The organism is Sphingobacterium sp. 18053 (assembly GCF_902706145.1).
GTDB classification, from domain to species: domain Bacteria; phylum Bacteroidota; class Bacteroidia; order Sphingobacteriales; family Sphingobacteriaceae; genus Sphingobacterium; species Sphingobacterium paramultivorum.
This window is the reverse complement of sequence record NZ_CACSJW010000003.1, coordinates 589,644-602,483: the sequence shown is the minus strand read 5'-3', so window position 1 is coordinate 602,483 and position 12,840 is coordinate 589,644. Positions and strand designations below refer to the sequence as shown.

Below are 12,840 nucleotides of genomic sequence, written 5' to 3'. Positions count from 1 at the left end.
TAAAAGGTTCTGTTTATTTAGTATTTATGTTTAGATCACAAGGTATGCATCTACATGTTTCTTACACGAAGTTCCTATATGGTAGTGCTGTTTAAATGAATTCAGGCTATTTTCTTTTATCTTTTGTTTATCTGGATAGAAAACGGCTCTTTTTATCGTTTGATAATATGAATCCACACTATTATCATTGCTCAAGAAGCCGGTGTCCTCATTCTTAATCATATCTTTAACACCACCGGCCTTAGTACAAATCGATATACATCCAACTGATAATGCCTCAATTAAGGATATAGGCATCCCTTCATAAAAGCTTGATAAGCAGAAAAAGTCTGCCATACTTAGAAAATCAGCGATATTTTCTTTTCCTCCAAGAAACTCAACGTAAGGGTCGTCTTTTATCAGTGAATAAAGATGATGATATAAGGATTCATCACGAACATCACCGATTATTAATAGTTTGCATTTTTTCTCTTCATTTGTATTAAACTTTTGTACAGCTTCAATTAATAGCTGCTGGTTTTTCACTTTCATAATCCTTCCCACATGAATTAAAAGGAAAGAGTTTATATTTTCTTTATATCTTTTAATAAGTACAGGATATTCATCAGTCAGAGTTAAAAATGGACGACCATTTTCAATTACAATAACATTATCCAAACCATAATATTTCTGAAATGATTTGCCTCCATCATTTGAAACTGCGACAGGAATTACCTTATTCTTCTTGTAAAGAGTTTTACGAAATGCCTTAATTAAAAAATTCGGACATTCGGATTCGGCTGTTGAATGGATGGTGTGAAAAAACTTGCAATTACCACTCATAAATCTATACAAAAGCAAATACTCAAAAGCATTTAAGTGCGTGTGAACTATATCCGCTTTTTGCTTAACCAGCCAACTGGTCAATTTAAAAAGTACCCGGAAATTTAGACCTTTGCCCTTGTGTAGGGATAAATAACTTATCTTCCCACTGATTTCATTAAGAAAAGTTGTATCAGCATCATTATCACAAAGAGAAATTAAATATATTTGATACTGATCATTCTTTGCCAACTCATTACATAAGTCGACAACAAAACGCTCTGCTCCACCTCTTCTAAGTGCACCTATAATGTGAACGATTTTCATTTTGCTGATGAGTTTTAGAATCGTATTAATTGACTGGTTTATCCAATCGCAATTTTTCTTAAAGTCAGAAATATGATTTTCAGATCAATCCATAAATCATGATTATTGATGTATTTCAGATTTTGTGTAATTTTTAATGGGATTATTTCTTCTATATAGAAATGCTCTGGATCATTGGATTTTTCCAAAAGTTCGCATTCGTCAGAAAATTCAATTGATGCCCAATCGGTAATTCCCGGTTTAACGGAGAGTACCCTAATTTGCTCCTCGTTATAAAGATTTACATATTTACGAACCTCAGGGCGGGGACCAACAAAACTCATATGGCCTTTTAGTATATTTAATAACTGAGGTAATTCATCCAGTTTATATTTTCTTAACCAATATCCAATTTTTGTGATACGAGTATCGTGATTGCCTATGGTAAGTAGTTGTTGATCTGTCTGATGCACATACATAGTTCTGAATTTGAACAGCGGAAAATCTTCCACGTTCTTTCCCACCCTGATCTGACGATAGAATATTCCTCCATTCGAATCTAGAAGTATTAGTATAGCAATTACTACAAAAACCGGACTAAGTACAATTAGGCCAAATGAGGCTAATAAAATATCAAATATGCGTTTGGTGTCCATGTCCAAAAATTCTTGTTGAAACGATTGCTTTTCTTGTTTTCTTATTTTTATCTTTAGCCTCTGCCTGTGCTGGTTTGTTTACTTGAATTTGTACGGTGGCAATTACCGATTCAATAATAAATTGTATTTCGGCATCTGAAAGCTGAGGGTAAAGAGGCAAAGAAATTTCACATGAGTATTGCTTATAGGCGACTGGATAATCTTCTATATGATACCCAAGGTTTTTAAAATAAGTAAGCATAGGCATCGGTATAAAATGTACGTTGGCGGCTACACCTAGTTGGGCCAAATCATCTATTATCCGATCCCGCTGTGCTTCGGTAATACCCATTATTCGTAGTGGAAACAAATGGTGGGAAGATTCTCTCTCATTATCCTGCAAAGGGGGCTTTATAAACCAATCCATTTGTTCCAAGCCCTTACAATATTTTGAAGCTATTTCTTTACGCTTAGGCAATAACTCATTAGTGTATTTTTTTATTTGTGCCAAACCAATAGCAGCACATATATCTGGCATATTAATTTTTAACCCTTGAAATAATATATCATAACGCCAACCACCACCTTTTGATTTAGCCAAGGCATCTTTGTTTTGTCCATTAAGTGTATATATCTTTAGATATTCATATTCTGTCATTGCATTAAAACTGCGAGGAAGATTTAAACAAATACAGCCCCCTTCAGCTGTAGTGATATTTTTTACTGCATGAAATGAGAATATAGCTATATCGCTCATTTTAGCCGAAGACAAACCGTTATACGTTGCACCGATAGAATGGGCTGCATCTGCGATCAATAAGATACGTCCTAAAAGTTGTTGTTTATCAGACTCTGCTGTAAACATATTATTCACCTCCGATTCCAGAATAATAGCTTTTAGTTCAACATAATTACATGGCCATCCTGCAATGTCTACAGCTATAATAGCTTTTGTTTTCGCAGTTATGGCTTTTCTGACTTTTTCAGGATCTATACAAAAATCATCGTTGATATCTACCATTACAGGAATAGCACCACAATGCAAAACACTTAAAGCGGTTGCACAATAAGTGTAAGCTGGTATAATTACTTCATCTCCCTCTTTAATCCCAAACCATTTTAACATCAGTATTGCTCCGGATGTCCAGGAATTTACACAAACTGCTGCATCAGAATTGGTAAGTTTAACTATTTCTTGCTCGAAAGATTTAACTTTAGGTCCGGTTGTAATCCACTTATCTTGAAGTGTTTGTACTACTTGGTCAATAACCGATTGATCAATAAACGGAGGTGAAAATGGAATATTCATAATTCTAAAATTTAAGGTGGTTAAATGTCTGTTTCAGTAAAAGAAAGGACATTGATTATGCATTATGCAATATCAAATCTTTCCATTTTGGCAGAATGTTTTCTATAGAATTTATTTGAGTTATTAACTGCGCATTGCTAGCAACTTTTACTCTAAGGCTTTCATCGGCTAATAAATTATCCATTGCGGAAGTAAGTTTACCAGTATTATTTGCCTCTATTAAAATTCCATTTGCTTCATTTTCTATTATTTCTGATGGGCCAAACTCACAATCCATGGCAATACAAGGACAGCCAAAACTCATCGCTTCTATTAAAGCATTTGGGTATCCTTCATTTCTGGATGGTAGAACAAACAATTCGGCTTGATTATAATAATCCTGCAGATTATCTTTTGGTCCAATTAGTTTAGCCCGTTTTTGCATACCCAATTTTTCAATTTGGTTGGATAGGTTTTCATATTCACTTCCGCCACCAACAATTAATAAATCAACGTCATCAGCTTTAATTTTACTATAGGCCTCAATTAGTTGGTCAAATCCCTTAATATAGGAAAGACGACCAACTCCTAAGATGAACTTCTTGTTGTTTACCGGTTTAACAGAGGGCGATTTAAATACATTTAAAGGATTTCGGATAATTTTAAAATTATTTAATCTTTTAAAAGATTTATGGTTTCTAATGCAGTCCTCTATTCCTTTGGCTGGTATAACTATAGCCTTAGATTTTTTATATATGATATAGGAAATTCTTTTTAAAAAGAAGTTGAATGAATTAATCGTATGATCAGGGGTAGTTCGTTCCGAAACTATAAAGGGTGTTTTAATTAAAGAGCAAGCTAAACCGGTCCATAAATTTGCTGTGGTCATAAAAGAAATAACACAAGTTGGCTTTTCTTTAATAAGCAAATTAGACAATCGTAGAAATATTAATAATGCATATTTAATACGGTTAAAAATATTTTCCTTCTCCCTCTTTTCTAATAAATTAATCATCTTGACATGAGATGAAATTTGATAACCTGGTTCGGCTTCATTGAGACAAACAACAAAAACGCTCAATCCTTGTTTACTAAATTCATTTGCCAATATAGATAACACTCTTTCTGCCCCTCCACTATGAAGGTTATTAATAACAAAAAATAACTTATTTTTCATATGTGTTTAATCTGTCTTTTATCTGTCATTAACTTGTTCCGAGTTACCGGAATGGAATACACACGCGGGATTTGTTAACCATGAGTGTTTCATAGTTGACAAGTATCTGGAAAACTTCAATGATCAAAATATTTAATGGGGCAATACCAACGATTAAAAGCATTAAAAAAAGCCATACATGCCTGAAACAATGCTTTTTTTTTAGTTAAAGAAGAAGTAAAGGGTATTATTATTCGGTGCTAAATGTATTTATTGGGTGCCAAATTTTTATAAAATCCAAATTCTTGATACCACTTAGACAATATATATATTCTCCAAATAAAAGATGAATAGTCATGCTTTCCTTCTAAATGCTTTTTAAAAATATCTTTAAACCTGGGTACATTTAAGATAGGAATCTGACGTAAAAAATCGTCTGTTAGATTTTCTTCAAATTCACTACGCAGTTCATTTCTTATCCAGCCGGCTAAAGGCACAGCAAATCCTCTTTTGGGTTGGTCAAATACTTCTTCAGGAATGTATTCTTTCAGAATATCCTTTAATATTTTTTTTCTTCGGCCTTTTTCGTAACGAAATGATATAGGAAGTGTTCTTGCAAACTCAATGATATTATAGTCAAGAAATGGGCTTCTTACTTCTACTGAATGAGCCATACTGGCACGATCTACTTTTACATTACTATCGTTTTCTAACCACAATTTAATATTTAAATCAGCTGTTGCCTGTAACAAATCTTTCGACCATATTTTATAGCCATTATAGTGGGACAACCAATTAAAGTTTCTCTTCTTTAGAAGAGAGTCATATCCAACAAATATACCTGCAATGAAATCATATTTTGAAGCAGCATTGAGTATTCCTTTATAGGAAAGTGCGCGGGCACCCAGGAAATTAAAACTTAATACGCTGGCGGCCATTTTTCTCAAAAAATAGGGTACAAACGTAATTTTATCTGCGTAAGGCACTAATCTAAAATGGTTGTATCCAAAGAAACTTTCATCCCCCCCATCTCCAGACAAGACCATGGTAACAGATTGCTTCGTTATTTTATTCAACAGTAAAGAAGGCAATGCAGAGCTATCTGCAAAAGGTTCATCGAACACTTTTACTAATTGGGGAATCATTTCTAAAATATCTGTTGCTTTACAAATTGTTTCTGTATGTTCAGAACCTATAATTTTTGCATATTCTGCAGCGATCTTGCTTTCATCATATTCCGGATCCTCAAAGCCTATCGAAAATGTTTTGATAGGATCCTTTGAAACCGTTGAAGCAATACTGGATATTAGAGCAGAATCTATTCCTCCGGAGAGAAATGATCCAAAAGGCACATCTGCTTGCAATCTTATTTTTACGGCATCTTTTAACAGATTGTGCAACTTCTCTTTGGCCTCATTATAAGATAAGCCCACTTCGGCGACCTCCTTCAGATTCCAGTACTCTTTAACTTCGTATTTTTGTCTGTCCAAATCAATCTCCAGATTATTTCCAGGAGGTAATTTATAGACATTTTGATAGATCGTGTATGGGCTGGGGATATAACCGCAGTCCAAATACATCGATATAGCTTCATCGTTTATTTGTTTGTGTTGGCTTATTGGACGTAACTGGCTGCAAATTTCAAGTTCACCGTCCTTCCATGAATAATAAAAGGGTTTTACACCTAAGCGGTCGCGTGAACAAAATATTTTTCTTGATGTGGCATCATATATAGCAAAAGCGAACATTCCGTTTAGTTTCGGCACTAAAGCAGCTCCCCATTCTTTATAACCTTTTAATAACACCTCCGTATCGCTGGTTGTATCAAAAGTATACCCTAGAGCTATTAAATCTGTTTTTATCTCCTGAAAGTTATAAATTTCACCATTGAACACTATAACAAGGTCTTCAAATGTCATAGGTTGATGTGAACGAACATTTAAATCTAAAATGGATAGTCGTAAATGTCCAAAAGTCAAATCAAATACTTTTTGAATCCCTAAATAGTCCGGTCCACGGAATTGTATAGATTCCAGTTTTAATTTTACGGCCTCCTCTTCAATAGGAATATTGGTTAAATAAATTCCACACATACTAAAATGCATTTATATTTAGATACTCAACCTGATAGTTCTTGACTTGGTGAAGATCTAAATGTTTCTTTTCGGATACTTTCTTACCCAGATCTATTTGAATATATAGCCACATCGAAACAAATAATACCAGGTTATTTTCAAAATAATTATGATTGGTAAGCATGTACATTACTAAAGAAAATGAAACCAGAAAAATTACCGGATTATCATGAAACATTCTTATGCCATTAATTAAAAAAGACCCATATATCCATAAAAAATAGAGAAGGACAAAAAAGCCAGCTTCACCAATAACCATTAAAAAAGTGTTGTGTACACCATTTTTTACGGTGTAAGTATTGTATTCAGGTCCAAAAATTTCTCCGCTAAAGGAATGGTATCCATTACCCAAGATTGGATTGTTTAAAATTTGATTATAATAATGGGACCAGGTTTCTGTTCTCGATTCTTCTTTTAAATCATCATTTACTTTTCCTTCAAGTATTCCTGAAAATGCATGCATTCTTTTCGTACTTAAATCCAGTTTATCTCCAAATGAAAGAAACAGACCAAATAAAACAATACCTACTAGTATTTTATATACATTTTTATAATTGATTAGCAAAGATATCAAATTGACTAATATCCAGATAAATAAGAAAGTCCTGGAGAAAGTAAGAAAGCCGGCCATTGAAAATAGTAATTGGCCAATGATTTTTAATTTTTTGTTATTTATTGAAAAACTTAGAGAATAACCTAATATACAAGCATAGCCAGCTGCATTAGGGTTAATATAATACCCTCTATATCTGCCACCAATACCTTCAATAAAAATAGATTCAAAAATTATACTTAAACAGCCTATTAAAAGTACTATATATATATCTTCCTTTGTGGTATCGCTTACAACACTTGCCCCCATAACTATGACAATAAAATATTTAATAAGCGTTACTAAATAACCATCGTCATTTTGTGCACTGACTATTATCGATATCAAAAAGAATAAAAGACCGAATACGATAAATGGAACTATTGGCTTCTTATTCTCACTTAAAAAATAATAAACGATTAGGAGAAGGAAGGTGCTGTAGCTTAAAAGCTGACCAATTGCGGCATTAACTTTAACCAAGAAATAACTTGGAAGATTGCAGAAAACTAAGAATAAAATAATAATCTTAAGATATTTCATATCGGAAATTATTTAATGTATAATTATATTTTCTAACCGCTTACAATATGGTTCTTATAGTACTAAAAGCATTTTGTAGACTGTGATCTCTAACTTCAAATAGGAAATATTTTTTAAGATAATAGAGAAGCAACTTGATTTTTTGAACGCGGGAATATTTGAAAATTTCAATAATCAAGTACAAATCGTCAAGTGTTTTTTGTTTTAAACTTTTTGCTTTTAACATGCTCCAGATGCCTCCTGGATGTTTTCTATAGCAGCACATTATTTCGGGTAAAACATAGATTTTCTTTCCGGAAGTAAATGTTAAATAAAGTTTAAGAAATCTGTCTGGGGCATTAAATTTAAAGAACCAATCTGTTGAGTAAATTTCTCTAATTTCGGGCGTATTTCTGAAAAGAATTGTATTGAGAACTGTTTCAAAATCATTATCGAATAATATATCCTCAAACGAATAGATTATTGGTTTTGGATTTAAATTCATATAATATATTTCATTATTTTCTTTAATTCTTTTTGAATAATGACAACACATGATATACTCTTGATTTTGTTCTAAAAAATCAACTTGTTTTTGCAGTTTTAAAGGGTCTGTCCAATAATCATCTCCATCGCATTGGGTCAAATATTTACCTTTTACCTCTTTATTCAGTCTTACCGCGTTCTTGTGGACACCCACGTTAGATTCTGAAGTAATTAATTTTATTTTATCAGGATGTTTTAGCACATATTCCTCTACAATTTTTCTGGTATTATCGGTAGAACAATCTTCCCCGATAAGAATCTCAAATTTAAAAGAAGTTTGCTGCATCAAGTAGCCCTCAATAGCCTGTGCTATATACTTCTCATGATTGTAAGTTACACAGCAGATGCTAACCATCACTTCAGTTTCTGAACTTTTCATAGCTGGTTTACTTTTTTTCATGACCATTTATGACTTTTTCTATTCGATTGGCAATCAATTCTCCAAAGCCTTTTTGTGTATTGATGGTTTTCACAGGATATTTCTGTGCTCTCAATAATATACGTGAAATCATATCCAGATCGGGGATGGTGAGTGTATCATACAGGGGCAGGCAAACAATTCTCTTTACCACAGAATCGCATACGGGCATTCTTTTACGGTTTACAAACGGTAATGTAGCCAAAGAAGGAAAAAAATACCTTCTGCAATATACACCTGCCAATTCAAGTTTGACAATACAATCATGCATCAGTTCTTCTGAATCAAACAGAATCGGACAGTAGGCGTAATTGTAATCGGGAGCAGAATCAATGAACTGAAATTTAACTTTTAACTTTTTCAGGTTCTCTCGGTAATGCAGAGACAAAGATCTTCTCTTTTCCAGAATGGCATCAATATGTTCCAGGTTACACAACCCCATAGCTGCATGAAATTCTGAGTTTTTCGCATTAATGCCTACCAGCGCAATGGTGTCCGGGCCGCAATATCCGAAATTACGTATAAATGCCATTTTCTCTAACAACTCTGGTTTTTTAGTGAAAACAGCTCCTCCTTCTATGGTATGAAACAATTTAGTTGCGTGAAAGCTTGTGATACTAATATCTCCATATGCAAAGACTGACCTGTTCTTATATTTTGTTCCGAAACAATGGGCTGCATCATATATCACCTTTAAACCATATTTATCAGCAATATTTTGTATTGCATCAATATTACATGGGTTGCCATACACATGGGTTGCCAAAATCGCGGAAGTTCTAGGGGTAATTGCTGCTTCGATTTTATCTGGATCAATATTGAACGTATCCGGATCGATATCCACATATACTGGTTTGCAGCCCTGCCATACAATACTATTCGTTGTAGCAACAAAAGAGAATGGAGTTGTAATAATTTCTCCCTTCAATTCCAATGCTCTGATAGCCATCTGGAGAGCAATAGTACCATTGGATACATATAATAAATAATCCACATTTAGGTAATGCTTGAGTTTAAGTTCCAAATCATTAACTAGAGGGCCGTTATTGGTTAACCATTGGCGGTCCCAAATACTTTTTACATAGTTTTCAAATTCCTCTATTTTAGGAAGAAATGGCTTAGTTACTGGTATCATCTTTTTAGTATTAATTGTTTAAAATCTATTATTGCTGTAAGGTTTATAAGATTGCTGATACTTAAATAAGTAAGAGCGTAAAACAGAGCACTTATGATAATCCGTGTCAAATTGTTAATATTAAAAGAATCCACTAAGAAAGAATCAAGAAGATAAGTTGAAATACCAATAAAGACAGCCAAGATTATGGTGGGTAAAATGTCGAATATCTGTTCTTTGACCGGATAGTTAATCATCTTTCCGCTATAGATTGTGTTGATGTAGAATCCAATAAAATTAAAGGATAATTGAAAATATAACAGACCATAAATACCAAATGGTATTACACTCAAAATGCCTATTACACTTAGTGCTTTTTTTATAACCTCCAGTTTTAAAAACAAATCGCTCCGGCCTTTTACCTTTAAAATATTTAAATTATATGCATGAAGGGGCTGCATTACACCTGCAATGCAAAGTATTTGAAAATAAGGTACTGCTGGCAACCATTTATCGGTTAATAAAAAACTAAAAAGAGGCTGAGCTGCTACACTCATAAAAATCAATATGGGAGCATTCCAAAAAATAACCTGCTGCATCACTTTTTTGTTTACCCTTTTCAATTGCACATTATTATGGGATATTTCTGAAAACATCGGATAGGTAACTTTATTGACAGCTGCTGAAATATTTGCTGTTGGTAGCTGACTGATAGAATCGGCCCGGGAATAATATCCTAGTTGAGTAGCAGAGTAAAATTTACCTATAATCAGTGTATATATATTCTGGTAAAGGGTGTCAAGTATTCCCGATAGGGTCATTTTATAACCAAAATCAAAATGACGGTTAAAACTTGTTTTATCAAATATCAAAGCAGGACGCCAGTCTGAATATATCCAATGAAGTATGGTAGATAAAAATGTAGTAAATAAACTCATCCATACCAGACTCCAAACGCCATATCCGGTCTTAGCCAAAATAATTCCTAAAATTCCCCCTGCTAAAGATGAAGGAATTTGTATGTTTGTTTGTGTTTTAAACCTCATCTCTTTTACAAGACAGGTGTTTTGTACACCAAAGAAAGCATTTAAAATAAATATCAGACTATAAACACGAATGATAGTTGTAAGGACTTGCTGATGGTAAAACGATGAAATAAGAGGGGCGCAAAAAAATAATATAAAATAAAGTATTGTGCTCCCTATCAAATTAAAATAAAAAACGGTAGAAAAATCTTTTTGATCTGCATCGGCCGTTCGTATAAGCGAAGAAGTAAGGCCACTGTCTAGTAATGTATTTCCGATGGATATAAATACCGATAACATAGCTATTAACCCAAATTCTGCCGGGGTTAAAATGCGGGCAAGCACTATGGTTATAAAAAAACTAATTAGTTTAGAACCAAATTGCTGACCTACTGACCATATTAGGCCAGAGATGGTCTTTTCCTTTAAAGTCATTTGTTATAAGCGTGCACTTACCATGGTATTTGGCAAGACTGATTTGATGTCGTAAACGACTGTATTTTCTTTGCAGAGCTTTGTAAGGTCGAGGTGTTTAAATTCCTGATGAGCAACGGCTATTAAAATTGCATCGTATTGTCTCTTTTTCGATTCCCCGTTCTGACAAATCACGCCATACTCTTGTTTAACTTGATCTGAATTGGCCCAAGGATCGTGAATGCAGACCTTTACTTTATATTCTTCTAACCTCCTAACTATGTCGATTACCTTTGTATTCCTTACATCGGGGCAATTTTCCTTAAAAGTAAATCCTAACACCAACACTTCTGCATCTATGATATGCGTGCCGTTATAGATCATTTGTTTAATAAGCTGATCTGCTACATAAGCTCCCATTCCATCGTTTACGCGACGCCCAGCCAAAATAATTTCAGGATGATAACCAACTTCTTGTGCTTTCTGTGCAAGGTAATACGGATCAACACCTATACAATGCCCACCTACCAGACCTGGTCTGAAATTCAGAAAATTCCACTTTGTACCTGCAGCAGTAAGCACTTCAGTGGTATCTATACCCAGCCTGTTAAAAATCATCGCTAATTCATTAACAAAGGCAATATTGATGTCTCTTTGTGTATTTTCTATAATCTTTGCTGCTTCTGCAACTTTTATTGATGAAGCTTTGTGGGTGCCTGCCCCAATTACAGATCTATAAAGATTGTCAATTGTAGTGGCCGTTTCAGGTGTAGAGCCCGAAGTTATTTTTAATATATTGGCAACTGTATGTTCCTTATCACCAGGGTTGATCCGTTCTGGCGAATATCCTACGAAAAAATCTTCGTTATAAACTAGTCCTGATTTTTCTGCTAAAACAGGAACACACTCATCTTCTGTCACACCAGGATATACAGTCGATTCATAAACAACAATATCTCCTTTTTTTAATACACTTGCTACTAGAGTGCTAGCCTTTATTAATGGCGTTAAATCTGGTCTATTATTTTTATCAACAGGTGTCGGAACGGTGATGATAAAAACTTTACAAGAATTTAATTTGTCTTTTTCGCTCGTGCAATACAGTCCATTTTGAACTGTATAGTCAAAAGTTAGCACTTTTTTGAGTTCTTCTTCACTTACCTCTAAAGTACAATCTTTGCCTTCGTTAAGTTCATCCACCCTTCGTTGAAGAATGTCAAAACCAATGACTTTATGCTTTTTGGCAAACTCAACTGCGAGTGGAAGTCCAACATACCCAAGGCCAATTATGGCTATTCTTACGGGTTCTATCTTGTGCATAATGCTGTGTTTAAAGGTGAAGCTTTTATAAGATGATTAATCTCGATACAGGTTACCAATGCGCATTCTATATGGTCAAGCGACATCAGGACTGTTTTTCCTTGTACTTTGATTATTTTACCTTCATGATTGTAGAATAAGCCACTTTTAATTCTTACTCTATCACCAGGCGAAAGATCTTTTAGGTTAATTATTTCAAGGTTATTATATGTTTTCACCAGTTCCTTAAGCTGTTCAATTTCTGACTCCCTTATCACAGCTGGCTTCCCCATAAAATAGATATAGTTAACTACTCCAAGCGTATATCTGACCTTTGTAAGCTCTCTATCATCTATTTTAACAAAAACATAACCAGTAAAAAGTGGTACACTTACCATCTTTTTTCTATCCGCCCATTGGTTTTCTGTAGTTCTTAAGGGACAGAAAGTATCAATCCCTTGTTCCTGCAACAACTTATCAACCTTTTTTTCCCAACGAGGACGTACATAAATAACCAGCCAGTTTTTTTTAAGTTTTCTTTTGTAATTTAATGCCATTTCCATTGTCAGATTTGTTAAGAGGTAGTAAAAAA

11 protein-coding genes are annotated in these 12,840 nt (G+C 33.9%); all 11 read right to left on the bottom strand.

What is annotated here, in order from left to right; all coding sequences use genetic code 11:
- Nucleotides 1-30: 30 nt before the first annotated feature.
- Nucleotides 31-1,128: a glycosyltransferase family 4 protein gene (locus GVK91_RS09260; RefSeq protein ID WP_153847654.1), complete on the bottom strand. Its 1,098-nt coding sequence runs from the start codon at nt 1,126-1,128 to the stop codon at nt 31-33.
- A gap of 38 nt (nt 1,129-1,166) precedes the next feature.
- Nucleotides 1,167-1,763 (bottom strand): sugar transferase, encoded by a 597-nt coding sequence (locus tag GVK91_RS09255; protein WP_121125655.1) that lies wholly within the window; start codon nt 1,761-1,763, stop codon nt 1,167-1,169.
- Entirely contained in the window at nt 1,741-3,051 is a 1,311-nt protein-coding gene (locus GVK91_RS09250; protein ID WP_153847653.1) for a DegT/DnrJ/EryC1/StrS aminotransferase family protein, read from the bottom strand. Before GVK91_RS09250 ends, GVK91_RS09255 begins: the two co-directional genes overlap by 23 nt.
- A 55-nt stretch (nt 3,052-3,106) precedes the next feature.
- A complete protein-coding gene (locus GVK91_RS09245; protein ID WP_153847652.1) occupies nt 3,107-4,207 on the bottom strand; it encodes a glycosyltransferase in 1,101 nt (366 codons plus the stop codon).
- A 239-nt stretch (nt 4,208-4,446) separates the two neighbouring features.
- Nucleotides 4,447-6,279, bottom strand: a complete 1,833-nt coding sequence (gene asnB, locus GVK91_RS09240) for an asparagine synthase (glutamine-hydrolyzing) (protein ID WP_153847651.1) — start codon at nt 6,277-6,279, stop codon at nt 4,447-4,449.
- A 1-nt stretch (nt 6,280) separates the two neighbouring features.
- Entirely contained in the window at nt 6,281-7,453 is a 1,173-nt protein-coding gene (locus GVK91_RS09235; protein ID WP_153847650.1) for an O-antigen ligase, read from the bottom strand.
- Between the two features lie 40 nt (nt 7,454-7,493).
- Nucleotides 7,494-8,357 carry a glycosyltransferase gene (locus GVK91_RS09230; RefSeq protein WP_159728123.1) on the bottom strand — a complete coding sequence of 288 codons (864 nt, stop codon included), beginning with the start codon at nt 8,355-8,357 and terminating at the stop codon, nt 7,494-7,496.
- A 7-nt stretch (nt 8,358-8,364) separates the two neighbouring features.
- Nucleotides 8,365-9,531, bottom strand: a complete 1,167-nt coding sequence (locus GVK91_RS09225) for a DegT/DnrJ/EryC1/StrS aminotransferase family protein (RefSeq protein WP_159728121.1) — start codon at nt 9,529-9,531, stop codon at nt 8,365-8,367.
- Complete coding sequence (locus GVK91_RS09220; protein WP_159728119.1) at nt 9,528-10,970, bottom strand: lipopolysaccharide biosynthesis protein; 1,443 nt, start codon at nt 10,968-10,970, stop codon at nt 9,528-9,530. The genes GVK91_RS09225 and GVK91_RS09220 overlap by 4 nt, the downstream gene beginning before the upstream one ends.
- Nucleotides 10,971-10,973: 3 nt before the next feature.
- The gene (gene tviB / locus GVK91_RS09215; RefSeq protein WP_159728117.1) at nt 10,974-12,269 is read right to left on the bottom strand and encodes a Vi polysaccharide biosynthesis UDP-N-acetylglucosamine C-6 dehydrogenase TviB; all 1,296 of its coding nucleotides are present in this window, start codon (nt 12,267-12,269) and stop codon (nt 10,974-10,976) included.
- Complete coding sequence (locus GVK91_RS09210) at nt 12,257-12,811, bottom strand: UpxY family transcription antiterminator (RefSeq protein ID WP_159728115.1); 555 nt, start codon at nt 12,809-12,811, stop codon at nt 12,257-12,259. Before GVK91_RS09210 ends, tviB begins: the two co-directional genes overlap by 13 nt.
- Between the last annotated feature and the right edge of the window lie 29 nt (nt 12,812-12,840).